This is a genomic window from Brachybacterium tyrofermentans, from assembly GCF_014897585.1.
Taxonomy (GTDB): Bacteria; Actinomycetota; Actinomycetes; order Actinomycetales; family Dermabacteraceae; genus Brachybacterium; species Brachybacterium tyrofermentans.
The window spans coordinates 65,949-92,687 of the sequence record NZ_JABUXW010000009.1 but is presented as its reverse complement, the minus strand read 5'-3'; the positions used below and the strand labels follow the sequence as shown (position 1 = coordinate 92,687).

The following is a 26,739-nucleotide window of genomic DNA, read 5'->3' as shown; positions in this document are numbered from 1 at the left end:
TCCACCGGGAGCTGCGATGAGCCTCGTGAAGAGCACCCTCGATGGTGCCCGCGTCCTGGTCGGCGTCGGCGGAGGGATCGCCGCCTACAAGACCGCGCACCTGGTGCGCGGTCTTGTCGGCGAAGGGGCCGACGTGCGCGTCGTCCCGACCGCGTCCTCGCTGCAGTTCATGGGCGCTGCGACCTGGGAGGCCCTCAGCGGGCACCCGGTCCTGACGTCGGTGTTCGAGGACGTCGACCAGGTCGCGCACGTCCGCTTCGGCCAGGAGGCCGACCTGGTCGTGATCGCCCCCGCCACCGCCGACCTGCTGGCGCGGATGCGAGCAGGACGCGCCGATGACCTGCTCACCGCCTCCCTGCTCGTGACCCGGGCGCCGGTGGTCGTCGCCCCGGCGATGCACACCGAGATGTGGGATCACCCGGCCACCGTCGAGAACGTCGCCGTGCTGCGAGAGCGCGGCGTCATCGTGCTGGAGCCCGCCGTCGGCCGCCTGACCGGCCCCGATTCCGGACCCGGACGGCTGCCCGAGCCCGCTGCGCTCCTCGAGGCCGCGCGCGCCGCGATCACGGCACCGCGCGACGAGCGCGGGATGATCCTCCAGGACCTCGCCGGGCGCGAGCTGCTCATCACCGCCGGCGGCACCCGGGAGGATCTGGACCCGGTCCGCTTCCTCGCCAACCACTCGTCCGGACGGCAGGGCTGGGCCCTGGCCCACGCCGCTCTCGTACGGGGCGCCCGCGTGCTCCTGGCCGCCGCGAACGTCGACCTGGAGACGCCGCCCGGCGCCCGACGGCTCGACGTCGGCAGTGCCGCCGACCTCGCCGCGGCCGTCACCGAGCACCGCCGCGGCGTGGACGCGCTGGTCATGGCGGCCGCTGTGGCAGATTTCACCGCCGCCGAGCCGAGCCGGGAGAAGATCAAGAAGGACGAGTCCGAGGGCGACTCCGTGCCCACGATCGCCCTGCGCCGCACCGACGACATCCTGCGTCACAGCGTGCTGGACCGAGGCGACGGTGAGCGCCCCGCGATCGTCGGCTTCGCGGCCGAGACCGGCGGGAACGGCAGCTCCGCCCTGGAGCTGGCCCGTTCCAAGGCCCGCCGCAAGGGTGCTGACCTGCTGGTCTTCAACGACGTCACCGCAGGGGTGTTCGGCTCCTCCGACAACGCCGTGCGCATCCTGGACGGCGACGGGGGAGAGGTCGCCGAGGCGACGGGCAGCAAGACCGTCGTGGCCCACGCGGTGCTCGACGAACTCGCCGGTCGGCTGCCGCAAGTACCCTGGTCCGCATGACCTCCAGCGAGCTGCGCACCTTCACCTCAGAATCGGTCACCGAAGGCCACCCGGACAAGATCTGCGACCAGATTTCCGATGCGATCCTTGATGACCTGCTGTCCCAGGACCGCGACGCACGCGTCGCCGTCGAGACCATGGTGACCACCGGCCTCGTGCACGTGGCCGGCGAGGTCCGCACCACCGGCTACAGCGACGTCGCGACGATCGTGCGCGACGTCATCCGGGAGATCGGCTACGACTCGTCCGAGAAGGGCTTCGACGCGGACTCCTGCGGCATCGAGGTCTCCATCGGTGCGCAGTCACCGGACATCGCCCAGGGTGTGGACACCTCCTTCGAGACCCGCGGCGACGCCGCCGCCGAAGCCTTCGCACGGCTCGGCGCCGGGGACCAGGGACTCATGTTCGGGTATGCCTGCCACGACACCCCTGAGCTGATGCCGCTGCCGATCCACGCGGCGCACCGGCTCACCGCGAACCTCTCGGCGGCCCGCCGCGACGGCGTGCTGCCCTACCTGCGCCCCGACGGCAAGACCCAGGTCTCGATCGGCTACGACGAGGACGGGGTGGCCCGCACCGTCGAGGCCGTCGTCGTCTCCACGCAGCACAGCGAGGAGGTCGACCTCGCCAGCCAGCTCGCACCGGCCATCTCCAAGGTGGTCGTCGCCCCGGTCCTCGAGGACCTCGCGGCGCTGGGCCTGGACGTCTCGGACGTCACCACCCACATCAACCCCTCGGGCCGTTTCGTGCTCGGCGGGCCCAAGGGCGATGCGGGCCTGACCGGCCGCAAGATCATCGTGGACACCTACGGCGGCATGGCCCGTCACGGCGGCGGAGCCTTCTCCGGCAAGGACCCCTCGAAGGTGGACCGCTCCGGGGCGTACGCCATGCGCTGGGTCGCCAAGAACATCGTCGCCGCGGGCCTCGCGGACCGCTGCGAGGTGCAGGTCGCCTATGCGATCGGCGTCGCGGAGCCCGTGGGTCTCTACGTCGAGACGTTCGGCACCGCCCACCGTCCCGCCCACCAGATCGCCGCTGCCGTGCGGAAGGTCTTCGACCTGCGCCCCGCCGCACTGATCGACGCCCTGGACCTGCTGCGCCCGATCTACGCCCTCACCTCGGTGCACGGCCACTTCGGCCGGGAGCTGCCCGAGTTCACCTGGGAGCGCGCCGATCGCGCGGAGGAGCTGGAGCGCGCGCTGTGACCACGCCCGCCGCCGCCCAGCCCGCTACCCCGCAGCCCACCGCCACGCAGCCCGCCGTCCCCGTCTCGGGCCTGGACCCGGAGCTCGCCGCGCGTCTGAAGCGTGACGAGGCCGGCCTGATCACCGCCGTCGTCCAGGACGCCGCCGACCATCGTGTGCTGATGGTCGGCTGGATGGATGACGAGGCCCTGCACCGCACGCTCACCTCCGGCCGCGCCACCTACTGGTCGCGGTCCCGGCGCGAGTACTGGCGCAAGGGCGATACGAGCGGACACGTGCAGTGGGTCCGCTCCGTCGCGATCGACTGCGACGCCGACACCCTGCTGATCGAGGTGGACCAGGTGGGCGCCGCCTGCCATCGCGGCACCGAGACCTGTTTCGACGGCGGCGACCTGGGCGCCGTCGTCCTGGACCCCACGGAGCGCACCGCATGACCGACCGTCCCACCCCTGCCCCGACTGATCGCGCCGCCGGATCACCCGCAGCTGATGCCTCCGCCGCCGGTGACCGCTCCGAGGTCTACCCCGAGCTGGTCGCCGGCCGGGAGGGCGACACCCTGGGCGTGATCCAGCCCGACCGCGCCACGTTCCGGGCGCTGGCCGCCCGCCAGCGCGTGGTGCCCGTGAGCGTGCGGCTCCTCGCCGACGAGGACACCCCCGTGTCCCTGTACCGCCGCCTCACCGCGGACGGTGACGGCCGCGGCACGTTCCTCCTCGAATCCGCCGGCGAGGGCGAGTCCTCCCGCTGGTCGATCATCGGCACGCGCGCCCGCGCCGTGCTCACCGAGCACGAGGGCCGGGCCCGCTGGATCGGGGACGTCCCCAGCGGGGTGCCCGTCGACGGCAGCCCGGTCGAGGCGCTGCGCGAGGTCACCAGTGCCTTCCGCGCCGCCCGGCAGCCCCACCTGCCGCCGTTCTCCGGCGGCATGGTCGGATACATCGCCTACGACGCCGTGCGGCACTGGGAGAAGCTCCCCGACTCCCCGCCCGACGAGGTGGGACTGCCGGACCTCTCCATGCTGCTGGCGCAGGACGTCGTGGTCCACGACGCCCACGACTCCACGGTCGTCCTGGTCGCCAACGCCCTGAACCTCAACGCCACGGACGACGGGGTGGACGCCGCCTATGACGACGCGATCGCCCGCCTCGACGTGATGCGGGACCGCCTGCGGACTCCGCTGAGCGGCGGTGCGATGGTCTACGAGACAGTGCGCGACCTCGAGCCGAAGTCCCGCACCGCGCGGCTCGACTACGAGCGGGCCGTACACGAGGCGGTCCAGGACATCGTCGACGGCGAGATCTTCCAGGTGGTGCCCTCCCAGCGGTTCTCCCTCCCGGCCGCGGCGCACCCGCTGGACGTCTATCGGGTGCTGCGGCGCATGAACCCCAGCCCGTACATGTACCTGCTGCGCACGATCGACGCCGACGGCGAGCCGATCGACGTGGTGGGCGCGAGCCCGGAGTCGCTGGTGACCGTGCGGGGCCGGACCGCGACCACGCACCCCATCGCGGGCTCGCGGCCGCGCGGGGCCACCCCGGAGGAGGACGAGCACCTGGGCCAGGAGCTGCTCGCCGATCCCAAGGAGCGCTCGGAGCACCTGATGCTGGTGGACCTCGCCCGCAACGACCTCCAGAAGTTCTGCGAGCCCGGCACAGTGGTGGTGCGCGACTTCATGCATATCGAACGCTTCTCGCACATCCAGCACATCGTCTCCACGGTGACCGGGACGATCCGCGAGGACGCCCTGGCCTACGACGCCCTGCGGGCCACGTTCCCCGCGGGCACCCTCTCGGGGGCACCGAAGCCCTCGGCGATGCGGATCATCGACCGGTTGGAGCCGGTGCGCCGCGGCGTCTACGGGGGCACCGTGGGCTACATCGACTTCGCGGGAGACCTGGACATGGCGATCGCGATCCGCACCGCGGTCCTCAAGGACGGCACCGCCCACGTGCAGGCCGGCGGGGGTGTGGTGGCGGATTCCGATGCCACCACCGAGTACCGCGAGACCCAGTCGAAGGCTGCGGCGGCCCTGCGCGCCGTGGCCTCCGCCGACACGCTGCGCCCCGCATGAGCACCCCGACCCCGGCAGCGCCGATCGACCCGCAGCAGGATCGCCCGCAGCAGCGCACGTCCGTCCGCCGAACCGGCGCTCGTCCCGGCCGCGCCGTCACCGTGCTCGCGGGCACGGTCTTCTCCGGACTGCTGATCGGTGCCACGCGGCTGACCTGGGCCCAGGCGGACGCCCCTGATCTCACCGGCAGCGCGCAGTCCGTCGCGGTCACCGGCACCGACGCCGCCCCCGCGGTGCTCGCCCTGGCGATCGTGGCCATCGCCGCATCCCTCGCGACCTCCCTGGCCTCGTCCTGGGTGCGCTTCGTCACCGGGCCGGTGCTGATCGTGGCCGGGCTCGGCGCGGCCTGGTCGTCGTTCGCCGTCACCCTCGACCCTCAGGGAGCCGCGGCCGGAGCGGTCACCGAGGCCACCGGGGTGGTCGGTTCGCAGGTCGATGCCGCGGCCACGACGTGGCCCCTCCTCGCGATCCTGCCCGCGCTCGTCCTCTGCGCGATCGGGGTCGTGGTGCTCCTCGTGGGAGGGCGCTGGCCGCGAGGGACCCGCTACCGCAGCGCGGCGGTCGCCGCGCCGTCGGACCCGGCCGAGGACCCGGCCGCAGCCTGGGATGCGCTCACCCGGGGCGAAGATCCCAGCGCCGGCCTGCCGGAGCCGGAAGCCGGTCCACCTTCTCCCGAGGACGGAGCACAGCCCCCGCCCGGAGGGAGCGAGGACGGCTCGTCCGGGAGCCCCACCCGCTGACGGTGCTGGTGACGGTGCTCACCCTGGCCGCGCCACCTGCGGAGCTGCGCGGACGCCTCCGCGTCGACCCGCCGATGACGTGGCACAATGGCCTGGACCGGGCCCCTGACTGGAGAAGGATCATGACCAAGACCTACACCGTGCCACCGCCCCCGCCCCACAACGAGGGCAAGACCGTGGCCGCCTACACGCTGAACTTCGGCGTGGTCCTCGGCGCCCTCTTCATCGGGCTGGGCATGGTCCTGCCGATGGTGCTGCTCGTGTGGATCGGCACCGGTGTGATCGCCCTGTCGATCATCGCCGGTATCGCGCTGTCCCTCGCCGGCTTCGGCCAGCCCCGTCGTCGAGCCTCCGAGGCCGAAGCGCGGTGACCACCGGGGTGGGTGATCGGCACGGAGCGACCGCACCGGCCGTCCCCGCCCGTGGCCCGCGCAGGGCGCTGCTGCCGGTGGGCATCGTCGCCGGCGGCCTCGCCCTGGCGGCAGGGGTGCAGCTGGTCTTCGATCCGTTCCGCACGGACATCCCGCTGTGCATCGTCTACCACCTGACCGGTCTGTACTGCCCCGGCTGCGGCGCCATCCGTGCCGTGCACTCGGTGCTCGCCGGGGATCTCCTGCTCGCCCTGCGCAGCAATGCGCTGATCACCATCGCGCTGCCCCTGGTGGCTCTGGCCTTCGTGGTCTGGACCGTCCGTCGGGTGCGCGGCCTCGCCACCGATCTGCTGCCCTCCACCCGGGCGGCCTATGTGCTGCTCGCCCTCATCGCCGTCTTCGCGGTGCTGCGCAACCTTCCCCCCTTCTGGTTCATCGCTCCGATCTCCTTCATCGGCGCCTGAGACCGGACTCCCAGGTGCCCGCGTCCTGCGGGCGCCGCCCCGACTGCTGCAGGAGGTATCCGTGGTCACCACCGGAACCGTGCTCGACGAGATCATCGTCGGGGTCCGCGAGGACCTCGAGACCCGCCGCGGCCAGGTCCCTGCGACCGAGCTCGAGGACCTGGCCCGCGCGGCCGCCCCGGCGCTCGACGCCCGCGCCGCGCTGCGCGGCGACGGCTCCACGATGGGTCTGATCGCCGAGGTGAAGCGCGCGAGCCCCTCGAAGGGCGATCTCGCGGAGATCCCGGTCCCCGCGGACCTCGCGGCGATCTATGCCGAGCACGGGGCGTCCGCGATCAGCGTGCTCACCGAGCAGCGTCGCTTCCGCGGCACCCTGGCCGATCTGGACGACGTGCGGCAGCGCGTCGACGTCCCCGTGCTGCGCAAGGACTTCGTGGTCGACCCCTATCAGGTCCTCGAGGCGCGCGCCCATGGCGCCGACCTCGTCCTGCTGATCGTCGCCGCGCTCGAGGACTCCCAGCTCCACGAGCTGCACCAGCAGATCACCGAGCTCGGGATGAGCGCTCTGGTCGAGACCCACACCGAGGACGAGCTGGATCGGGCGCTCGCCCTGGGCGCCGACATCATCGGCGTCAACGCCCGCAACCTCAAGACCCTCGACGTGGACCTCACCCGCGCCACAGAGCTGCTGCGGCGCATCCCTGCCGGCCCACTGGCGATCGGCGAATCCGCCGTCGTCTCCGTCGCCGACGTCCAGGAGTACGCCGCCGCGGGGGCCGACGCCGTCCTGGTCGGCGAGGCCCTCGTCACCTCCGGCGACGCCGGTGACGCGGTCTCCTCGTTCCGCTCCGTGGCCCGCCGCGGCCGCACCGCCCCGGAAGGAGCTCAGGCATGAGCACATCGGACCCCCGCCCCGCGATCCCCGATCTCACGCGCCCGGACGGCGAGCTGCGCTCCGAGGCCGGCCCGTACTTCGGCGACTTCGGCGGCCGCTTCCTGCCCGAGGCGCTGGTGCCCGCGCTCGACGAGCTGCGGGAGACCTACGAGAAGGCCGTGCTGGATCCCGAGTTCATCGAGGAGCTGCAGCGACTGGCCCGCGAGTACACCGGGCGTCCGTCCCTGCTGTCCGAGGCGCCCCGCTTCTCGCAGCTCGCCGGCGGTGCCCGGATCCTGCTCAAGCGCGAGGACCTCAACCACACCGGCAGCCACAAGATCAACAACGTGCTCGGCCAGGCGCTGCTGACCAAGCGCATGGGCAAGACCCGCCTGATCGCCGAGACCGGAGCCGGGCAGCACGGCGTGGCCACCGCCACGGCCGCCGCTCTGTTCGGCCTCGACTGCACGATCTACATGGGCGAGGAGGACACCGAGCGGCAGGCCCTCAACGTCGCCCGGATGCGTCTGCTCGGCGCCGAGGTGGTCGCGGTCACGCAGGGTTCCCGCACTCTCAAGGACGCCATCAACGAGGCGTTCCGAGACTGGGTCGCCAATGTCGAGAGCACCCACTACCTGCTGGGCACCGTCGCCGGCCCCCACCCGTTCCCGGTGATGGTGCGCGACTTCCATCGCATCATCGGGGAGGAGGCGCGGGAGCAGACCCTCGAGGTCGCCGGTCGCCTCCCGGACGCCGTGGTCGCCTGCGTCGGCGGCGGCTCCAACGCGATGGGCATCTTCCACGCCTTCCTCGACGACACCGACCCCCTCGTGCGGCTGGTCGGCTGCGAGGCCGGCGGCGACGGCATCGCCACCGGCCGCCACAGCGCGACCATCGGCGGCGGGACGGCGGGCGTCCTCCACGGGGCCCGCAGCTTCGTCATGCAGGACGAGGACGGCCAGACCATCCCCTCGCACTCGATCTCCGCGGGTCTGGACTATCCCAGCGTGGGCCCCGAGCACGCCTGGCTGGCGGACATCGGCCGCGCCGAGTACCGCGCGATCGACGACGGCCCGGCGATGGAGGCCTTCGCCCTGCTGTCGATGACCGAGGGCATCATGCCCGCCATCGAATCCGCCCACGCCCTGGCCGGTGCGCTCGAGCTGGGCCGCGAGCTCGGCGAGGACGCGGTGATCCTGGTGAGCCTCTCGGGCCGCGGCGACAAGGACGTGGACACCGCCTCGCGCTGGTTCGGCCTGGTGGGGGACGGTCCCGCCTCCGGCGACCTGGCCGCGCTGCGGGCCCAGGCCCGCGCCACCTCCGACAGCACCGATCCGAAGGAGACGCGATGACCGCCACCGACACCCACCGTCTGCGGTCGGCGGAGGCGATCGACGCCGCCCGCGCCGAGAACCGTGCGGCCCTGATCGGCTACCTGCCCGTCGGCTACCCGGACCTCGCCGGGTCGATCGACGCCGCAAGGGTGCTCATCGACCATGGGGCCGACATGATCGAGCTGGGCCTGCCCTACTCGGACCCCGTCATGGACGGCCCCATCATCCAGAAGGCCGCCTCCGCATCGCTGGCCGGCGGTACCCGGACACGCCATGTGATCGAGGCCGTCGAGGCGCTCTCGGGGCGCGGAGCCGCGATCCTGGTGATGTCCTACTGGAACCCGATCCTCGCCTACGGCCCGGATGCCTTCGCCCGTGATCTCGCGGCGGCAGGCGGCGCCGGGGTCATCACCCCGGACCTGATCCCCGACGAGGGCGCCGACTGGATCGCCGCGAGCGAGGAGCACGGCGTGGACCGGGTCTTCCTGGTCGCCCCCAGCTCGCCCCGCGACCGGCTCGCCCATGTGGTCTCCCACACACGGGGCTTCGTCTACGCCGCGAGCACCATGGGTGTCACCGGGACCCGCGCGAGCGTCTCCGCGGCGACCGAGGGCCTCGTCGAGCGCACGCGCGCTGCGGGTGCGCAGAACGTCTGCGTCGGCCTCGGCGTCTCCAACGGCGACCAGGCCGCGCAGGTCGGAGCCTACGCCGACGGGGTGATCGTCGGCTCCGCCTTCGTCCGGGCTCTGCTCGAGAACGAGGGGGACGGGACCGCCTCGCGCACCGCCCTGGCCGCCGTGGCCGACGACCTGCGTTCAGGGGTTGAACGCGCCCGCCGCTGAGCACCGTCGGGCAGTATTCTGTCGGCGGCGGGGATTCGATCCGAGGATCGCCCTGCCCCGGTGAGCGGGAGACATCAGGACCTGAGGGCCCCGATCACCAGCTCGACCCGACGACCTACCCGGATCGACCACCAGCCCGGCTCGACCACCAGCCAGGTTCGACACCAGCCCGCATGAACGGGGCACGACAGTGAGGAGTGCACGGACATGATCCCCAGCCCGCCCATCTCCTCCGTGTCCCTCGGCCCGCTCACGGTGCACTTCTACGCGATCTGCATCCTGGCCGGCATCGGGCTGGCCCTGTGGTGGTCCACCAAGCGCTGGGAGCAGCGCGGCGGCAACGCCGACGACCTCTTCGACATCGTGTTCGTCGCCGTGATCGCCGGCATCATCGGCTCGCGCATCTGGCATGTGCTGACCTCCCCGGCCCCCTTCTTCGGACCCGACGGCGACCCGCTCGCGGTGTTCTACATCTGGCAGGGCGGCCTGGCGATCTACGGCGGCGTGGCCGGCGGAGCCGTGGCCGTCTGGATCATGGCTCGCGTCAAGAAGGTCTCCTTCGTCGCCCTGGCCGACACGATCGGGCCGACGATCATGGCCGCCCAGATCCTCGGCCGCTTCGGCAACTGGTTCAACCAGGAGCTGTACGGACCGGAGCTGGACGCCTGGTGGGCCTGGGACGTCACCTGCGTGACGAACGGGCAGACCATCGGGGGCTGCGTCCCCGGGACATATCACCCCACGTTCGCCTACGAGCAGATCTGGATGCTCGCGGGGCTCGCCGTGCTGATGCTGCTGAGCCGACGCTTCCAGTGGGCCGGCGGTCGCGTGTTCTGGGCCTACGTCGTCATCTACTCCGCCGGGCGCGCTCTGGTCGACTCGATCCGCACCGAGCCGGTGCTGATGGTCGGCCCCCTGCGCATCCACACCCTCGTCGCCATCCTCATGGTGCTCTTCGGCGTCCTGGTGTTCGTGAACCTCACTCGGCGCAAGCAGCGCCGCGGGGGAGAGGTCGTCGCCGCCGACGGCTCGTTCGTGCTGTTCGCCCAGACCGCGGGCAACGGTCCCGATGAGGACGAGGTCGAGAAGTCCGGGACGCCTCCGTCCACGGGTGAGGATCCCTCACCCGGACCGTAGGCCACCCAGGACCCCGCGCGATGCAGATCGCCAGGTGGATCCCGGGCCTGCGACCGGGCAGTCGTCGATATCCGACGCCCCCCGCCACCGGCCGCCCACCTGGAAGGGCTTCGCTCCCATGCGATCTCTCGATTCTGATTCCGTTCTGTCCACCGGCTCCACGCACCCCACCGACGATCTGCGCTCGGCGCACTCCGTCCGGTCCTCCCGGTTCTCGGACTTCCCTGCGCCCCAGGGCCTCTACCACCCCGACAGCGAGGTCGACTCCTGCGGCGTCGCGATGATCGCGACCCTGCGCGGTCGCCCCGGGCACGACATCGTCGAGCACGCGCTCACGGCGCTGCGCAACCTCGAGCACCGCGGAGCCGTCGGCGCCGAGGAGGACACCGGCGACGGCACCGGGATCATGGTGCAGCTGCCCGATGCCTTCCTCCGCGAGGTCGTCGGGTTCGAGCTGCCGCCCCTCGGTGCCTACGCGGCCGGCACCGCCTTCCTGCCCCGTGATCCGGCCGGCAGAGCAGAGGCGCTGGACGCTCTCGGGACGATCGCGGCCGACGAGGGCCTGCAGCTGCTCGGACTGCGCGAGGTGCCCATCACCGACGGTCTCGTCGGCCCCTCCGCCGAAGCGGTCCGCCCCGACTTCGTGCAGGTCTTCCTGGCAGACGCAGCAGGTGCGGACGGCGCGGCAGGCGTGGCCGGAGCGGTCGACGGGGCCGGGGCGCGCACCGGCCTCGAGCTGGAGCGTGCGGCCTTCGCCGTGCGCCGCCGGGTCGAGCACACCACGGGGGCCTACTTCCCCTCGCTGTCCACACGGGTGATGGTCTACAAGGGCATGCTCACCCCGGTGCAGCTCGACGAGTTCTACCCGGACCTGCGCGACCCGCGCGTCACCTCCGAGCTCGCGATCGTCCACTCGCGGTTCTCGACGAACACCTTCCCGGCCTGGCCGCTCGCCCATCCCTTCCGGGCGCTCGCCCACAACGGCGAGATCAACACCGTCATCGGCAACCGCAACCGCCTGCGGGCCGCCGAGGGCAGCATGCGCACGGACGCCTTCGGGACGGATTTCGAACGGCTGCTGCCGATCAACACCCCCGGAGCCTCCGACTCCGCCGGTCTGGACGAGGCCCTCGAGCTGCTCCACCTCGCGGGCCGCTCCCTCCCGCACGCGCTCATGATGCTCATCCCGGAGCCCTGGGAGAACGACGCCACGATGGACCCCGATCTGCGGGCCTTCTACGAGTTCCATGCGGCGCTCCAGGAGCCCTGGGACGGGCCCGCCTCGGTGGTGTTCACCGACGGCACCCAGGTCGGCGCGCGCCTGGACCGCAACGGACTGCGCCCGCTGCGCTACTGGATCACGGACGACGACCTGGTGATCCTCGGATCCGAGACCGGGCTGGTCGACGTCCCTCGCAGCTCCCTGGTGCGCACGGGGCGCGTGGCCCCGGGCGAGATCTTCCTGGTGGACCTCGCCGCAGGGGAGATCGTCCCGAGCGATCAGCTCAAGCACGCCATCGCCACCGAGCATCCGTACGGCACCTGGGTGCGCGAGCAGAAGGTGCAGCTGGCGGACCTCCCCTCCCGCGAGCACATCATCCACTCGCGGTCCTCCGTGGTGCGGCGCCAGCAGACCTTCGGCTACACGGAGGAGGAGCTGCGGATCCTGCTCGCCCCGATGGCGGCCAAGGGCGCCGAACCGCTCGGAGCGATGGGCACCGACACCCCGATCGCGGTGCTCTCGGAGCGGCCCCGGCTGCTGTTCGACTACTTCACCCAGATGTTCGCGCAGGTGACCAATCCTCCGCTGGACTCCCTGCGCGAGGAGATCGTGACCTCGCTGGGCGTGGCCATCGGCCAGTCGCGCAACCTGCTCGACGCCACCCCGCAGCACGCCCGCCAGCTCGGGCTGGACTTCCCGATCCTGGACAACGACGAGCTCGCGAAGATCATCGCGGTCGATGCGAACCCGGCCACCGCGGACTTCCACACCGTGCGCCTGCGCGGCCTCTACCCGGTGAGCGGCGGGACCGCGGCGCTCCAGCGGAGGCTGCAGGAGATCTGCGAGGAGGCGGTCGCGGCGATCGACGACGGCGCCACCTTCCTGGTGCTCTCGGACCGCGACGCCAACCAGACGCTCGCGCCGATCCCGTCCCTGCTCCTGACCAGCGCCGTGCAGCACCACCTCGTGCGCACCGGCCGCCGCACCGCGGCCGCGCTGGTCGTCGAGGCCGGCGACGTGCGGGAGGTCCACCACGCCGCCCTGCTGATCGGCTACGGGGCGAGCGCGATCAACCCCTATCTCGCGATGGAGAGCGTCGAGGAGCTCGTGCGCCGCGGGGTGATCAGCGACATCACCCCCGAGCACGCCGTCCGCAACCTCAACCGGGCGCTCGGCAAGGGCGTGCTGAAGATCATGTCGAAGATGGGCATCGCGACGGTCGCCTCCTACCGCGGCGCCCAGATCTTCGAGGCCGTGGGCCTCTCGCAGGATCTCGTGGAGACCTGGTTCCCCGGCACGATCAGCCGCATCGGGGGGATCACCCTGGACGTCATCGCGCAGGAGAACGCGGCCCGCCACGCCCTGGCGTATCCGGTGGACGGGGAGCACCCCGCCCACCGCAACCTGCCCGTGGGCGGCGAGTACCAGTGGCGCCGGGAGGGGGAGCCGCACCTGTTCACCCCCGAGGCCGTGTTCCGCCTGCAGCATTCGACGAAGAACCGCCAGTACGAGGAGTTCCGGAGGTACACCGACGAGGTCGATGACCAGCACGAGCGGCTGATGACGATCCGCGGTCTGCTGCAGCTGCGCACGGGCGAGCTCGACCCGATCCCGATCGACGAGGTCGAACCGGTCGAGGAGATCACGCGCCGCTTCATGACCGGCGCCATGAGCTACGGCTCGATCTCGCAGGAGGCGCACGAGACCCTCGCGATCGCGATGAACCGCCTGGGCGGCATGTCCAACAGCGGGGAGGGCGGGGAGGATCCCGAGCGCCTGCGCGACCCGGAGCGACGCAGCGCGATCAAGCAGATCGCGTCGGGCCGCTTCGGGGTCACCAGCGAGTACCTGACCTTCGCCCGGGACATCCAGATCAAGATCGCCCAGGGGGCGAAGCCGGGCGAGGGCGGCCAGCTGCCCCCGGAGAAGGTGTACCCGTGGATCGCGCGCACCCGGCACTCCACCCCGGGCATCGGCCTGATCTCGCCGCCGCCGCACCACGACATCTACTCCATCGAGGACCTCGCCCAGCTGATCCACGATGCCAAGTCGGCGAACCCGTCGGCCCGCGTCCACGTGAAGCTGGTGTCGCGCTTCGGGGTCGGCACCGTCGCGGCAGGGGTCTCCAAGTCCCATGCCGACGTGGTGCTCATCTCCGGGCACGACGGCGGCACCGGGGCGAGCCCGCTGAACTCGCTCAAGCACGCCGGCACCCCGTGGGAGCTCGGCCTGGCGGAGACCCAGCAGACCCTGCTCCTCAACGGTCTCCGCGATCGCATCACCGTGCAGGTCGACGGCCAGATGAAGACGGGACGCGATGTGGTGATCGCCGCGCTGCTGGGTGCCGAGGAGTACGGCTTCGCCTCCGCCCCGCTGGTCGTCTCCGGCTGCGTCATGATGCGGGTGTGCCACCTCGACACCTGCCCGGTGGGCGTGGCCACCCAGAACCCCGAGCTGCGCTCACGGTTCACCGGCCGCGCGGAGCACGTGGTGACCTTCTTCCAGTTCGTCGCCCAGCAGGTGCGCGAGCACCTCGCGGCCCTGGGCCTGCGCAGCCTGGACGAGGCGATCGGGCGCAGCGACCTGCTGGACCTGCGCGAGGACGCCCGCAGCGGGTCGGTCCTCGGGGCGGCCAAGCGGGAAGGGCTCGACCTGGGAGCGATCCTCGCGCCGCCCACCATCCATCCGGGCGACCATCCGCGGCGCCGCCGCGGCCAGGACCATCAGCTCGACCGCGCCGCGGACCACCCGTGGATCGCGCAGGCCGCGTCCGTCATCGATGGGCGCTCCGCCTCGGTGCGGATCTCCGACACGATCCGCAATGTCCAGCGCAGCACGGGCACGCTGCTGGGACACGAGGTCACCCGCCGCACCGGGGGAGACGGCCTGGCCGACGACTCCATCGTGCTGGACCTCGAGGGGACCGGAGGGCAGTCCTTCGGGGCGTTCCTGCCCCGCGGGATCAGCCTGCACGTGACCGGGGACGTCAACGACTACGTCGGCAAGGGGCTCTCCGGCGGGGTGATCGCCGTGGGCCACGGCACCGCCACGGAGCCCTCGCTCACCTCGGCCGTGATCGCCGGCAACACCTGTGCGTACGGCGCCACCAGCGGCCGGCTCCTGCTCGCCGGCTCGGCGGGGGAGCGCTTCGGGGTGCGCAACTCCGGGGCGACGCTCGTCGTCGAGGGGATCGGCGACCACGGCGCGGAGTACATGACCGGCGGCGTCGTGATCGTGCTGGGCCCGACGGGCCGCAACCTCGGCGCCGGGATGAGCGGGGGCACCCTGTTCGTCCTCGACCTCGACCCGGCGGCGCTGAACGCCCAGGACGCCGCCACCTTCGAGATCAGCGCCGTGCGGGAGGACCACCGATCCTTCGTGCTCGACGCGATCTCCGAGCACGCCCGGCGCACCGGGTCCGACCGGGCCGCCGCACTGCTCGCCGATCCCGAGGAGCTCCTCGGCCGGCTCACGGAGATCGCGCCCCGCGCGTTCCTCCGCATCACCGGGATCCGCGAGGACGCCCTGGCCCAGGGGATCGACCCCGATTCGAACGATGTCTGGAACGAGATCATGGAGAGCACTCATGGCTGATCCTCGCGGATTCCTGCGGAACCGAGATCGGGAGCTGCCGCCCCGACGTCCCGTGCCGGTGCGGCTGATGGACTGGCGGGAGGTGTACGAGGCCCGTGAGAAGGGCACGCTGAACGTCGTGTCCCGCCAGGCCGGCCGCTGCATGAACTGCGGCATCCCCTTCTGCCATCAGGGCTGCCCGTTGGGGAACCTGATCCCCGAGTGGAACGACCTCGTCTATCGCGATGACTGGCAGGAGGCGGCCGAGCGGCTCCACGCGACGAACAACTTCCCGGAGTTCACCGGCCGTGCCTGCCCGGCGCCGTGCGAGTCGAGCTGCGTGCTGGGCATCAACCAGCCGCCGGTGACGATCAAGAACATCGAGGTCTCGATCATCGACCGCGCCTTCGAGGAGGGCTGGGTCGAGCCGGTCGAGGCCGCCCGGCAGACGGGCCGCTCCGTGGCCGTGGTGGGCTCAGGGCCGGCCGGGCTGGCCGCTGCCCAGCAGCTCACCCGGGCCGGGCACTCCGTGGTCGTGCTCGAGCGGGACGACCGCCTGGGCGGGCTCCTGCGCTACGGGATCCCGGAGTTCAAGCTCGAGAAGCGCCATGTGGACCGGCGCCTGCAGCAGATGCGCGCCGAGGGCACGCGGTTCCGCACCGGGATCGACGTGGGCGGCACGGGGAAGGGCGCCCTGTCCGTCGACGACCTGCGGTCCCGCTTCGACGCGGTGGTGCTCGCCACGGGTGCGAGCACGCCGCGGGAGCTCGCCGTCCCCGGGAACGACGCCGTCGGTGTGCATCCGGCGATGGAGTACCTGACCCAGGCCAATCGCCTGGTCGAGGGGGACTGGGTGGAGGACGGGATCTCCGCGGAGGGCAAGGACGTCGTGATCATCGGCGGCGGGGACACCGGCGCCGACTGCCTGGGCACGGCCTTGCGCCAGGGCGCACGCTCGGTCACGACCCTCGCGATCGGCACCCAGCCTCCCGCCGAGCGGAACGAGGACCAGCCGTGGCCCACCCACCCGGTCCTCTTCGAGGTGTCCGCCGCCCATGAGGAGGGCGGTGACCGCACCTACCTCGCCTCGACGACCGGCTTCGAGGTCGGCGAGGACGGCGCCGTGACGGGCCTGAAGGTCGCACGGACGCAGTTCCGCGACGGGGCCCGTGTGCCCACCCCGGGCACCGAGACCGTCCTGCCCGCGAGCCTCGTGCTCATCGCGATGGGATTCACGGGTGCGCAGGAGGATGGACTGCTCGCCTCCCTGGGCGTGGAGATCACCTCGCGTGGCAACATCGTGCACGACGAGAACTGGGCCACGACGGCTCCGAATGTGTACACGGCGGGGGACTGCGCCCGAGGTCAGAGCCTGATCGTCTGGGCGATCGCCGAGGGGCGCGCCTGCGCGGCGGCGGTGGATCGGGCGCTCATGGGCTCGTCCTCGCTGCCTTCGCCGGTGAGTCCCGGAGAGAAGCCCGTCACGGTGTGAAACACTAGGGGGACCACGCGACGCTGCGGCCAGTACGGCGAGCACTTCGTGGTGCCCGCCGGAGGGCCGCGGCCCTTACTCGAACTACTGATGGGTTGACATGCGCAAAGCGAAGATCGTCTGCACACTCGGTCCGGCGACCAACACCTACGACCAGATCCGGACCCTGATCGAATCCGGGATGAACGTGGCGAGGATGAACCTCAGCCACGGCACCTACGACGATCACGAGCAGGTCTACGCGAACATCCGCAAGGCCGCCGAGGACCTCGGGCGCAACGTCGCCGTCCTCGTCGATCTCCAGGGCCCGAAGATCCGGCTCGGCACGTTCGAGAGCGGCCCCCACCAGCTCGAGGTCGGCGACACCTTCGTCATCACGACGGACGACATCGTCGGCTCCAAGGAGCGCGTCTCCACCACGTTCAAGGGCCTCCCGGGCGACTGCCGCCCCGGTGACTCCCTGCTGATCGACGATGGCAAGGTGTCGGTGCGCGTCACCGACGTCACCGCGACGGACGTCACCACGGTCGTCGAGGTCCCCGGACCGGTCTCGAACAACAAGGGCATCAACCTCCCCGGCGTCGCGGTCTCCATCCCCGCGATGAGCGAGAAGGACATCGCCGATCTCCGCTGGGGCCTGAACCTCGGCGCCGACGTCATCGCCCTGTCCTTCGTGCGCGACGCCCATGACATGGACGACGTGCTGCGCATCATGCAGGAGGAGGGCCGCCGGGTCCCCGTCATCGCCAAGATCGAGAAGCCGCAGGCCGTGCGCGCCCTGCGCTCCATCGTCGGCGCCTTCGACGGCATCATGGTCGCCCGTGGCGACCTCGGCGTCGAGCTGCCGCTCGAGCAGGTCCCGCTGGTGCAGAAGCGCGCCATCGAGCTCGCCCGCCGCAACGCGAAGCCGGTCATCGTGGCCACCCAGGTCCTCGAGTCGATGATCACCAGCCCGCGCCCCACGCGCGCAGAGGCCTCCGACTGCGCCAACGCGATCCTCGACGGCGCCGACGCGGTCATGCTCTCCGGCGAGACCAGCGTGGGCGCGTACCCCTTCGAGGCCGTCCGCACGATGGCCCGCATCATCATCAACACGGAGGAGAACGGCGCCGACCGCATCCTCCCGCTGGGCACCATCCCCCACACCCGCGGCGGTGCGATCACCCGTGCGGCCGCCGAGATCGGCGACCAGCTCTCCGCGCAGTACCTGGTGACCTTCACGGAGTCCGGTGACACCGCGCGCCGGCTCTCGCGCCTGCGCCCCACCATCCCCCTGCTGGCGATGACCCCGTATCCCGAGGTCGCCCGCCAGCTGTCGCTGACCTGGGGCATCGAGGCGCACCTGGTGCCCATGCAGAAGGACTCCGACCAGATGGTCGCGGAGGCCGACGCGATGCTCCGCGAGAGCAAGGGCCTGCAGAAGAACGACCTCGTCGTGATCGCCGCCGGTTCCCCTCCCGGAGTCCACGGCTCGACCAACACGCTGCGCGTGCACCGGATCGGTGACCTCGACGGCACCGAGTCCGCTCGGATCGAGGCGGACCGCATCGCGGCCGGGCCCGAGAACTGAGACGCTGCACCGTATGAGACGGCGCCCGCGGCCGGAAGGCCGACGGGCGCCGTCTCATGGGCGGGCGCTCTGCGGAGGCGCCATGCCCTGCTCGTACCGGGTGCGGGACTCGAACCCGCACGCCCAAAGGACAGCGCATTTTGAGTGCGCCGCGTCTACCATTCCGCCAACCCGGCTCGCCCCCTCAGAGGAGGGCTGGACTAGGATACCGCTGATGACCACCGGCCTCGACCGCGTGGGTGCACGGCACCCCGCATCAGGCACTACCCGAGACACAGGGCGACATGACTGACGACACCACCCCCCTTCCCGACGATCAGCAGGACTTCTCCGGCCCGGACGAGGAGGAGACCCCGCGACGCACCGCCGTCGTGGCCGAGGACGAGAGCCTCATCCGCATGGACATCGTGGAGACCCTCACCGAGGCAGGCTTCGAGGTCGTCGCTGCGGTCGGTGACGGCGAGAGCGCCGTGACCAAGGCCCGCGAGCTGCGACCCGACGTGGTCGTGATGGATGTGAAGATGCCCCAGGTCGACGGCGTGACCGCCGCCGAGCGCATCGGCGAGGACAACCTCGCCCCCGTCGTGATGCTCACGGCGTTCTCGCAGGCCGAGCTCGTCGAGCGCGCCCGCGATGCCGGCGCGATGGCCTACGTCGTCAAGCCCTTCACCCCGGCGGATCTGCTGCCCGCGATCGAGATCGCGATCTCCCGCTACCAGCAGATCACCCAGCTCGAGTCCGAGATCGCCGACCTCGGCGAGCGTTTCGAGACCCGCAAGCGCGTGGATCGTGCCAAGGGCCTGCTGCAGACCAACATGGGCCTGTCCGAGCCGGAGGCCTTCCGCTGGATCCAGAAGACGTCGATGGATCGCCGCCTCACGATGCGTGAGGTCGCCGACGCCGTCGTCGACCAGCTCGGCGGGTCCGGCAAGGACTGACCGGAGACACCGGTCCGGCGTGGCATATGCCGGAGCAGAAGGGACGCGCGGGCTCGATGTCGATCACACGGCGGTCGCTGGTGCGCGGGCTCGCCCCGGCGATCGTCGGCGCCGCGGCAGGTGTCGGCGCCCTGACCTCGTGCAGCTCTGACCGCGATCCCGACGCCTCGGCGGAGGACGCCGGGACGCGCAGTGCCCCGCAGCCCCTGCCGGACACCCCGCTCGTCCTCGGATCGATCGGGGCCTCCTATGGCCGCGCCGCAGCCTTCGAGGCGCCGATCTCGATCGCGATCAGCGAGGCGATGATCGATCTCAACGCCCGCTGGGGTGGCGTGCTCGGCCGCGAGGTGACGATGCACGAGCGGCACGTCGCAGCCGCTGCGGGGGAGGACCTCACCGCGGTCATCGCGACGATGGCCGAGGCCGGGGTGAGCGCCGTGATCACCTCGCTCGACGAGGAGGCGCTCGTCGCGGCGATCCCCGCCCTCGTCGACGCGCAGATCGCCGTGATCGACGTCCTCACCTCCGGCATGACCGTGCGCGAGCCCGAGGTGGCCAGCGCCACCATGCTGATCCGGCTCGCGCCCGATGACGTCGCGATCGCGTCCCTCTATGCCGAGCAGGCGTGGACGGCGGGATCGGACAGGAGCGGCCCGCCCGGCACGCTCGCCTACGTCTCCGAGGACACCGCGCAGGGGCACAGCCTGCTCGGTGAGCTCACGCGGATCCTGGCCCCTCAGGGCGGGAAGATCCAGACGGAGCAGTTCTATCGCGCCGGGGAGTCGCCGGACCTCGACGCCGTGGTCGAGGCCATCCTGGCCGAGCCGCCTGCCCTGCTCGTCGTCAACGGCGGCCGGGAGGCGGGACCTCTCCTCTCCGCCCTGCACGACGCCACGCTGGACGGGTCGCAGGAGCCCACCGTGCAGATCGCCGCCCGGTTGAGCCCGGCGGCGACTGCGGACTACTCCGAGGACGACCTGGCGCCGGGGTGCCTCGCCTCCGCCACCGGATTCCTGCCCGGCGGCGAGCTGGACGACACCCACATCAACATGATGCTCAACGCCGACACGACGCTGCTGGGCACCGGGTTCGGGTACTCGCAGCAGGCCTACGACGCGGTCATGCTCGCCGGGCTCGCCGCGGAGGACGCCGTGTCGGTCGGGGGCGTCGACATCGCCGGGTCGCTGACGAAGGTGCTCACGGGGGCCCAGGAATGCACCGAGTTCGGGGAGTGCTCGACGCTGCTCCGCGATGCACGAGCTGCCGGGCAGCGCACCATGATCTCCTTCACCGGACGCTCGGGACCGCTCGAGCTGGGCTCGGACAACGACATCCGCACCGGGACGATCCGCAGCAGCACCTGGGACGACGCGAACGCGATCGAGCCCGGTCCCACCACGGATGTCGGCACCGGGAGCTGAGGCGCCGCCGGCGTCGACCGTTCAGCGCGGCGGGAGGAGCATCGTCTGGACGGTGATGGTGCTCAGCAGTGTTCCGCCCTCGTCGTGCACGTCCACGAGATAGCTGGCGACCTGCCGCCCCGCGTGCCGGCTGGTGCAGGTGGCCGTGACGACCCCGGACCGGGCCGAGCGGTGGTGGAGCGCCGAGACCGAGGTGCCGACCGCCTGGGCGCCGTCGCCGTGGACCTCCCGGGCGCGGACGATCGCGGCGAAGGAGGCGACGGACTCGGCCAGGGCGATCGTCGCGCCGCCGTGCAGCAGCCCGGCCGGCTGCGTGTTCCCGGCCACCGGCATCGTCATGACGCCGCCGTCGGCGGACAGGCTCAGCAGCTCCATCCCGCACCGTTCCACGAGGGTCCCGCGGATCATCGGGGCGATGAGCTCGCGCAGCTCCTCCCCGGACAGCGGGGAGGGGGCGTTCTCGGTCTGGTCCGGTGCATCGTTCATGCCCACGAGGGTGCCACAGGCAGGGCATCCATCGGTGCGATCGCCGCAGCCGGAGCGCGAGGGAATGCACGTCCGTCGGGCGGACATGCGAGACTTCTCCTCATGAGTGCCAGCGACACCGGTGACCAGCGAATCCTCCTCATCGACGGGCACGCCATGGCGTTCCGCGCGTTCTTCGCGCTGCCTGCCGACGGGTTCAGCGACGGGCGGGGGCAGGCGACCAACGCCGTGTACGGCTTCACGCGGATGATCATCAACGTCGTCGCCTCGGAGAAGCCCACCCATGTGGCCGTCGCCTTCGACCTGCCCGGCGGAACCTTCCGCGACCGCATCTACGACCAGTACAAGGGCGGTCGCGACGAGACTCCGCCCGAGTTCGTGGGCCAGATCGACCTGATCATGCAGGTCCTGGATGCGCTCGGGGTGCGCTGGCTGACGGTCGAGGACTACGAGGCCGACGACATCATCGCCAGCCTCGCCCACCGGACCGCGACCGAGGGCGGCGAGGCGCTGATCGTCACCAGCGACCGTGACGCAATCCAGCTGGTCGGGGAGAGCGTGACCCTGCTGCAGCCGGTCAAGGGCGTCACCGAGATGCGCCGCATGAACCCCGCGGCCATCGAGGAGAAGTACGGGATCCCGCCCGAGCGCTACTCGGATCTCGCCGCGCTCGTCGGGGAGTCGGCGGACAACCTCCCCGGGGTCCCCGGCGTCGGCCCGAAGACCGCCGCGAAGTGGATCGTGCAGTACGGCGACCTGCCCGGGATCATCGCCCACGCCGGCGAGATCAAGGGCAAGGCCGGGCAGTCCCTGCGCGACCACATCGCCGATGTCGAGCGCAACCGGCTGATGAACGCCGCGGTCCTCGACCTCGAGCTGCCCGCGGATCCCGAGCACTACACCCTGGGCCGCGGCGACGCGACCGTGCTCAACGCTCTCTTCGACGAGCTCGCCTTCGGCCCCACGATCCGCAAGGACGTCCCCGCGGACTTCCTCGCCGGGGGTGCGGACGTGCCCCAGGCGCCGGCCCGCGAGCTGCCCCCGGTGCAGCGTCCCGCCTCCGCCGAGCTCCCCGAGCTGCTGACCTCCGCCTTCGGCGAGGGTGCGGCGCTCGCGAGCGACGGCAGCTGGGTGCTCGGGCAGGGAGACCTGCGCCGGCTCGCCCTGGCCACCGACGACGCGCTCGCGGTGCTCACGCTCGCCGATCTCGACGACGCCGCGGAGCGGGCTCTCGCCGCCTGGCTCGAGGACCCCGAGATCCCCAAGTCCGCGCACGACACCAAGAACCTCGCCCATCAGGCCCGTGGCCGCGGGCTGCGCATCGCGGGCTGGCGCACCGACCTCGCGATCGCGGAGTTCCTGTGCCGTCCCGACCAGCGGCCCACCGACCTCGCCGGGCTGACCCTGCGGCACCTGCAGGAGGACCTCCAGGTAGAGGCCGCCGCGGCCCAGCAGGAGCTGGATCTCGGGGCCGACGACGGCAGCGACGCCGAGGCCGAGCAGCTCGGCCGCGCCGCCGATGCGGTGCTGCGCCTGGAGCGGCTGCTGCGCTCCGAGCTCGAGGAGCACGCCGCGCTGTCGCTGCACGACGATCTCGAGCTGCCGCTGTCCGCCGTGATCGGTGAGCTCGAGGCCACCGGCATCGCCGTCTCCGACGACGTGCTCGCGGGCCTGGACCAGGAGCACGCGACCAAGCAGACCGAGGTCGCCGAGTCGGCGTTCTCCCACCTCGACGGCGATCGCATCAACCTCGGCTCGCCCAAGCAGCTCCAGGAGGTCCTCTACGAACGCCTGGGGCTCCCCAAGGGCCGCCGGACGAAGACCGGCTACAGCACGAACGCCGAGACCCTCGTGGATCTGTTCGAGAAGACCCAGCACCCCTTCCTCGCGGATCTGCTCGCGCACCGTGACGTGACGAAGATGCGGCAGATCATCGACACCCTGCGCCGGTTCATCTCCCCGGAGGGGCGGATCCACACGACGTTCCACCAGAACATCGCCGCGACCGGCCGCCTCTCCTCGAACAACCCGAACCTGCAGAACATCCCCACCCGCACCGAGGAGGGGCGACGGATCCGATCGGCCTTCGGGAACTCCGCGGGATACCACGCGCTGCTCACGGCTGACTACTCGCAGATCGAGATGCGCATCATGGCGCACCTCTCGGAGGACGCCGGCCTGATCGAGGCGTTCCGCTCGGGGGAGGACCTGCACCGCTTCGTCGCCTCGCGAGTCTTCGACGTCGAGCCGGAGGAGGTCGACGGCGCGATGCGGTCCAAGACCAAGGCCATCAGCTACGGGCTGGCCTACGGGCTGAGCGCCTTCGGCCTGGCCCGCCAGCTGCACATCTCCCAGGGTGAGGCGACCGCCCTGCGCGACGGCTACTTCGAGCGGTTCGGCGGGGTGCGGGACTTCCTGCGCGAGAGCGTCGAGAAGGCCCGTGCGACGGGGTACACCGAGACCATCCTCGGGCGCCGCCGCTACCTGCCGGACCTCACCTCCGACAACCGCCAGCGCCGCGAGAACGCCGAGCGCGTGGCCCTGAACTCGCCGATCCAGGGCAGCGCGGCGGACATCATCAAGCTCGCGATGCTCCGGGTCGACGAGCTGCTGCGCGAGAAGGAGCTGACCTCTCGGGTGCTGCTCCAGGTGCATGACGAACTGGTGATGGACGTCGCCGAGGGCGAGGAGGCGCAGGTGCGCGAGGTCGTGACCGAGGGCATGGGGTCCGCCTTCGAGCTGTCGGTTCCCCTCGAGGTCGGCATCGGCGTCGGCCCGAACTGGCTCGAGGCCGCCCACTGAGCCGAGCAACCGGCGGCGACCGCAGCCGGTCCTCCGGTCGCGCACCGCGGGCCCGGTCGACGGTCGTGGTCCGGTGAGGGACCGAACTCACATCGACGCACGACGTCGGAGCCGGTTTCTCCCTCGCGCCGGAATCGTCAGGCTGGTAACCTGGTCGAGGTCTGCGCGCGGGCCCGCCCTTCGTGGGATGCATGTGGTGAACGCCCATGTCCTCCCGAACCTGGCCGGGTGCGTGCGGATGTGCCCCTGAGCAGGGGCACTGCACGTCCATCGTTCCTACTCAATCCTGTCCCGACGGAGTCCTTACCTACATGACCGACACCACGACCCCCCAGATCGCCATCAACGACATCGGCGGCGCCGACGAACTCATGGCAGCCATCGATGCGACCATCAAGTACTTCAACGATGGCGACATCGTCGAAGGCACTGTGGTGAAGGTCGATCACGATGAGGTCCTCCTGGACATCGGCTACAAGACCGAGGGCGTCATCCCCTCGCGCGAGCTGTCCATCAAGCACGACGTCGACCCCGGTGAGGTCGTCGAGGTCGGCGACGAGATCGAGGCCCTTGTCCTCCAGAAGGAGGACAAGGAAGGCCGTCTGATCCTGTCCAAGAAGCGCGCACAGTACGAGCGCGCCTGGGGCACGATCGAGCAGATCAAGGAAGACGAGGGCGTCGTCACCGGCCGCGTCATCGAGGTCGTCAAGGGCGGCCTCATCGTCGACATCGGCCTGCGCGGCTTCCTCCCCGCCTCCCTCGTCGAGATGCGTCGCGTCCGCGACCTGCAGCCGTACGTCGGCCAGGAGATCGAGGCGAAGATCATCGAGCTCGACAAGAACCGCAACAACGTGGTCCTGTCGCGCCGTGCCTACCTCGAGGAGACCCAGTCCGCGGTCCGCTCGGACTTCCTGCAGACCCTGCAGAAGGGCCAGGTCCGCGAGGGCGCAGTGTCCTCCATCGTCAACTTCGGCGCCTTCGTCGATCTCGGCGGCGTCGACGGCCTGGTGCACGTCTCCGAGCTGTCCTGGAAGCACATCGATCACCCGTCCGAGGTCGTCGAGGTCGGCCAGAAGGTCTCCGTCGAGGTTCTCGACGTGGACATGGATCGCGAGCGCGTCTCCCTGTCGCTGAAGGCGACGCAGGAGGATCCGTGGCAGCTCTTCGCCCGCACCCACGCCATCGGCGAGGTCGTTCCGGGCAAGGTCACCAAGCTGGTTCCCTTCGGTGCGTTCGTGCGCGTCGAGGACGGCATCGAGGGCCTCGTGCACATCTCCGAGCTGGCTCAGCGCCACGTGGATCTGCCCGAGCAGGTCGTCACCGTCGACCAGGACGTCTTCGTCAAGGTCATCGACATCGACCTCGAGCGTCGCCGGATCTCGCTGTCGCTCAAGCAGGCCAACGAGGGCGTCGACCCCGAGGGTGACGACACCACCTTCGACCCGGCGCTGTACGGCATGGCGGCGGAGTACGACGCCAACGGCGAGTACAAGTACCCCGAGGGCTTCGACCCGGAGACCAACGAGTGGCTCGAGGGCTACGACGCCCAGCGCGAGGTGTGGGAGGCCCAGTACGGCGCCGCCTACGAGCGCTGGACCGCTCACAAGGCTCAGGTCGCCGAGGCCATCAAGGCCGACGAGGAGTCCGCGAACGCACCGGCCACCGAGACGTCCACCTCGACGCCGTCGGCCGCTGCTCCGGCCCCGCAGGCTTCCTCCTACCAGTCGAGCACCACGGACGAGGGCACCCTGGCCTCGGACGAGGCACTGGCCGCCCTGCGCGCCAAGCTCACCGGTAACTGATCCTCGGATCGTTCTGCGGAACGCCCCGGTCCCCTCGTGGGGGCCGGGGCGTTCCGGCGTCCGGGGCCGGGACACGCCGGAGGACCTGCTGAGCACCCGCCGAGGCAACTGCAGAGGGATCTGCAGGACATCTTCCGCACCGTGTCGGGCAGCTCATCGGGACGGCCTCGTGCGGGCGAGGGCGTTCTCGGTGCACACTGGTGGCATGACCACCGCGCTCGATGACCATCCGATCCACTCCTGGCTCACCGATATGGACGGCGTGCTCGTCCATGAGCAGTCCGCCCTGCCCGGCGCCTCCGACTTCATCGCGGCCCTGCAGCGATTCGGCCGACCGTTCCTGGTTCTCACGAACAACTCGATCTTCACGCCTCGGGATCTGCGTGCGCGGCTCTCGCGCAGTGGCATCGACATCCCCGAGGAGTCGATCTGGACCAGCGCGATGGCCACGGCACGCTTCCTCGCGGAGCAGGCGCCCGGCTCATCGGCCTATGTGATCGGTGAAGCAGGGCTGACCAGCGCGATGCACGAGGAGGGCTTCATCCTCGCCGACTCCGACGTGGAGTTCGTGGTGCTGGGGGAGACGCGCACGTACTCCTTCGAGTCGATCACCCGCGCGATCCGCCTGATCGCCAAGGGCGCGAAGTTCATCGCCACCAACCCGGACGTCAGCGGCCCCAGCGCCGAGGGGCCGATGCCCGCCACCGGGTCCGTCGCAGCGATGATCACCGCCGCCACCGGGATCCAGCCGTACTACATCGGCAAGCCGAACCCGCTCATGATGCGCACCGCGCTGAACCGCATCGGAGCGCATTCGGAGACCTCCGTGATGATCGGCGACCGGATGGACACCGATGTGAAGTCGGGCCTCGAGGCGGGCATGCGGTCCGTGCTGGTGCTGACCGGCTCCACCACGGAGGACGAGATCCCGCTGTACCCGTTCCGACCCACCGCGATCATGGACGGCATCGCCGATGTCGTCCCGCTGGTGGAGCAGCTGATGCCCTCCGAGGCGGTCGAGCTCGGGGAGGACTGATCCCGACCTCAGCACGCAGGGTGACGAGCACCTCCGGGACGGGCGTCCGCACAGCGCGGACGCCCGTC

The 26,739-nt window shown here is 71.2% G+C and carries 20 protein-coding genes and 1 tRNA gene; 19 read left to right on the top strand and 2 right to left on the bottom strand.

Going from position 1 to position 26,739, the window contains the following annotated elements; genetic code table 11:
- The first annotated feature begins 16 nt into the window (after positions 1–16).
- The 14 genes from coaBC to pyk all read left to right on the top strand — a co-directional run bounded on the left by coaBC (position 17) and on the right by pyk (position 18,186).
- A complete protein-coding gene (gene coaBC, locus INT49_RS08375; RefSeq protein WP_193117274.1) occupies positions 17–1,291 on the top strand; it encodes a bifunctional phosphopantothenoylcysteine decarboxylase/phosphopantothenate--cysteine ligase CoaBC in 1,275 nt (424 codons plus the stop codon).
- Entirely contained in the window at positions 1,288–2,496 is a 1,209-nt protein-coding gene (gene metK / locus INT49_RS08370) for a methionine adenosyltransferase (RefSeq protein ID WP_193117273.1), read from the top strand. The genes coaBC and metK overlap by 4 nt, the downstream gene beginning before the upstream one ends.
- Positions 2,493–2,930, top strand: a complete 438-nt coding sequence (gene hisI / locus INT49_RS08365; protein ID WP_404801945.1) for a phosphoribosyl-AMP cyclohydrolase — start codon at positions 2,493–2,495, stop codon at positions 2,928–2,930. The genes metK and hisI overlap by 4 nt, the downstream gene beginning before the upstream one ends.
- Entirely contained in the window at positions 2,927–4,567 is a 1,641-nt protein-coding gene (locus INT49_RS08360) for an anthranilate synthase component I (RefSeq protein ID WP_193117272.1), read from the top strand. Before hisI ends, INT49_RS08360 begins: the two co-directional genes overlap by 4 nt.
- Positions 4,564–5,307: a Trp biosynthesis-associated membrane protein gene (locus tag INT49_RS08355; RefSeq protein WP_193117271.1), complete on the top strand. Its 744-nt coding sequence runs from the start codon at positions 4,564–4,566 to the stop codon at positions 5,305–5,307. Before INT49_RS08360 ends, INT49_RS08355 begins: the two co-directional genes overlap by 4 nt.
- 122 nt (positions 5,308–5,429) lie before the next feature.
- Positions 5,430–5,678, top strand: a complete 249-nt coding sequence (locus INT49_RS08350; RefSeq protein ID WP_193117270.1) for an HGxxPAAW family protein — start codon at positions 5,430–5,432, stop codon at positions 5,676–5,678.
- Positions 5,675–6,142, top strand: coding sequence for a DUF2752 domain-containing protein (locus tag INT49_RS08345; protein ID WP_193117269.1), 468 nt, complete (start codon positions 5,675–5,677; stop codon positions 6,140–6,142). The genes INT49_RS08350 and INT49_RS08345 overlap by 4 nt, the downstream gene beginning before the upstream one ends.
- A gap of 61 nt (positions 6,143–6,203) precedes the next feature.
- Positions 6,204–7,037 carry an indole-3-glycerol phosphate synthase TrpC gene (gene trpC / locus INT49_RS08340; protein WP_193117268.1) on the top strand — a complete coding sequence of 278 codons (834 nt, stop codon included), beginning with the start codon at positions 6,204–6,206 and terminating at the stop codon, positions 7,035–7,037.
- Complete coding sequence (gene trpB, locus INT49_RS08335; protein WP_193117267.1) at positions 7,034–8,368, top strand: tryptophan synthase subunit beta; 1,335 nt, start codon at positions 7,034–7,036, stop codon at positions 8,366–8,368. The genes trpC and trpB overlap by 4 nt, the downstream gene beginning before the upstream one ends.
- Positions 8,365–9,192, top strand: a complete 828-nt coding sequence (gene trpA, locus INT49_RS08330; protein ID WP_193117266.1) for a tryptophan synthase subunit alpha — start codon at positions 8,365–8,367, stop codon at positions 9,190–9,192. The genes trpB and trpA overlap by 4 nt, the downstream gene beginning before the upstream one ends.
- Positions 9,193–9,399: 207 nt before the next feature.
- Positions 9,400–10,329, top strand: coding sequence for a prolipoprotein diacylglyceryl transferase (lgt, locus tag INT49_RS08325; protein WP_193117265.1), 930 nt, complete (start codon positions 9,400–9,402; stop codon positions 10,327–10,329).
- Positions 10,330–10,447: 118 nt separating this feature from the next.
- Positions 10,448–15,145 carry a glutamate synthase large subunit gene (gltB, locus tag INT49_RS08320; RefSeq protein ID WP_193117264.1) on the top strand — a complete coding sequence of 1,566 codons (4,698 nt, stop codon included), beginning with the start codon at positions 10,448–10,450 and terminating at the stop codon, positions 15,143–15,145.
- Entirely contained in the window at positions 15,138–16,616 is a 1,479-nt protein-coding gene (locus INT49_RS08315; RefSeq protein ID WP_193117263.1) for a glutamate synthase subunit beta, read from the top strand. Before gltB ends, INT49_RS08315 begins: the two co-directional genes overlap by 8 nt.
- A 100-nt stretch (positions 16,617–16,716) precedes the next feature.
- Entirely contained in the window at positions 16,717–18,186 is a 1,470-nt protein-coding gene (pyk, locus tag INT49_RS08310) for a pyruvate kinase (protein ID WP_193117262.1), read from the top strand.
- 94 nt (positions 18,187–18,280) lie between these two features.
- On the opposite strand, the gene INT49_RS08305 is transcribed toward pyk, so the two are convergent.
- A tRNA-Leu gene (locus INT49_RS08305) sits at positions 18,281–18,362 on the bottom strand.
- Positions 18,363–18,470: 108 nt separating this feature from the next.
- On the opposite strand from INT49_RS08305, the gene INT49_RS08300 reads away from it, so the two are divergent.
- Both INT49_RS08300 and INT49_RS08295 read left to right on the top strand, forming a co-directional pair.
- Positions 18,471–19,124, top strand: a complete 654-nt coding sequence (locus INT49_RS08300; protein WP_193117261.1) for an ANTAR domain-containing response regulator — start codon at positions 18,471–18,473, stop codon at positions 19,122–19,124.
- 56 nt (positions 19,125–19,180) lie between these two features.
- A complete protein-coding gene (locus tag INT49_RS08295; RefSeq protein WP_193117260.1) occupies positions 19,181–20,545 on the top strand; it encodes an ABC transporter substrate-binding protein in 1,365 nt (454 codons plus the stop codon).
- Between the two features lie 21 nt (positions 20,546–20,566).
- On the opposite strand, the gene INT49_RS08290 is transcribed toward INT49_RS08295, so the two are convergent.
- Positions 20,567–21,031 carry a PaaI family thioesterase gene (locus INT49_RS08290; protein WP_193117259.1) on the bottom strand — a complete coding sequence of 155 codons (465 nt, stop codon included), beginning with the start codon at positions 21,029–21,031 and terminating at the stop codon, positions 20,567–20,569.
- Positions 21,032–21,133: 102 nt separating this feature from the next.
- Between INT49_RS08290 and polA the strand changes: the two genes are divergently transcribed.
- The 3 genes from polA (at position 21,134) to INT49_RS08275 (ending at position 26,671) form a co-directional block, all read left to right on the top strand.
- The gene (gene polA, locus INT49_RS08285) at positions 21,134–23,833 is read left to right on the top strand and encodes a DNA polymerase I (RefSeq protein WP_193117258.1); all 2,700 of its coding nucleotides are present in this window, start codon (positions 21,134–21,136) and stop codon (positions 23,831–23,833) included.
- Between the two features lie 311 nt (positions 23,834–24,144).
- Complete coding sequence (gene rpsA / locus INT49_RS08280) at positions 24,145–25,635, top strand: 30S ribosomal protein S1 (protein WP_193117257.1); 1,491 nt, start codon at positions 24,145–24,147, stop codon at positions 25,633–25,635.
- A gap of 205 nt (positions 25,636–25,840) precedes the next feature.
- Entirely contained in the window at positions 25,841–26,671 is an 831-nt protein-coding gene (locus INT49_RS08275; protein ID WP_193117256.1) for an HAD-IIA family hydrolase, read from the top strand.
- The last annotated feature ends 68 nt before the right edge of the window (positions 26,672–26,739 follow it).

Bases quoted from the DNA above. Each gene is read 5' to 3' on its own strand.
- coaBC (WP_193117274.1), top strand. From the start codon at position 17: ATGAGCCTCGTGAAGAGCACCCTCGATGGTGCCCGCGTCCTGGTCGGC.
- metK (WP_193117273.1), top strand. From the start codon at position 1,288: ATGACCTCCAGCGAGCTGCGCACCTTCACCTCAGAATCGGTCACCGAA.
- INT49_RS08360 (WP_193117272.1), top strand. From the start codon at position 2,927: ATGACCGACCGTCCCACCCCTGCCCCGACTGATCGCGCCGCCGGATCA.
- INT49_RS08355 (WP_193117271.1), top strand. From the start codon at position 4,564: ATGAGCACCCCGACCCCGGCAGCGCCGATCGACCCGCAGCAGGATCGC.
- INT49_RS08350 (WP_193117270.1), top strand. From the start codon at position 5,430: ATGACCAAGACCTACACCGTGCCACCGCCCCCGCCCCACAACGAGGGC.
- trpB (WP_193117267.1), top strand. From the start codon at position 7,034: ATGAGCACATCGGACCCCCGCCCCGCGATCCCCGATCTCACGCGCCCG.
- trpA (WP_193117266.1), top strand. From the start codon at position 8,365: ATGACCGCCACCGACACCCACCGTCTGCGGTCGGCGGAGGCGATCGAC.
- lgt (WP_193117265.1), top strand. From the start codon at position 9,400: ATGATCCCCAGCCCGCCCATCTCCTCCGTGTCCCTCGGCCCGCTCACG.
- gltB (WP_193117264.1), top strand. From the start codon at position 10,448: ATGCGATCTCTCGATTCTGATTCCGTTCTGTCCACCGGCTCCACGCAC.
- INT49_RS08315 (WP_193117263.1), top strand. From the start codon at position 15,138: ATGGCTGATCCTCGCGGATTCCTGCGGAACCGAGATCGGGAGCTGCCG.
- pyk (WP_193117262.1), top strand. From the start codon at position 16,717: ATGCGCAAAGCGAAGATCGTCTGCACACTCGGTCCGGCGACCAACACC.
- INT49_RS08300 (WP_193117261.1), top strand. From the start codon at position 18,471: ATGACTGACGACACCACCCCCCTTCCCGACGATCAGCAGGACTTCTCC.
- INT49_RS08295 (WP_193117260.1), top strand. From the start codon at position 19,181: ATGTCGATCACACGGCGGTCGCTGGTGCGCGGGCTCGCCCCGGCGATC.
- INT49_RS08290 (WP_193117259.1), bottom strand. From the start codon at position 21,031: ATGAACGATGCACCGGACCAGACCGAGAACGCCCCCTCCCCGCTGTCC.
- polA (WP_193117258.1), top strand. From the start codon at position 21,134: ATGAGTGCCAGCGACACCGGTGACCAGCGAATCCTCCTCATCGACGGG.
- rpsA (WP_193117257.1), top strand. From the start codon at position 24,145: ATGACCGACACCACGACCCCCCAGATCGCCATCAACGACATCGGCGGC.
- INT49_RS08275 (WP_193117256.1), top strand. From the start codon at position 25,841: ATGACCACCGCGCTCGATGACCATCCGATCCACTCCTGGCTCACCGAT.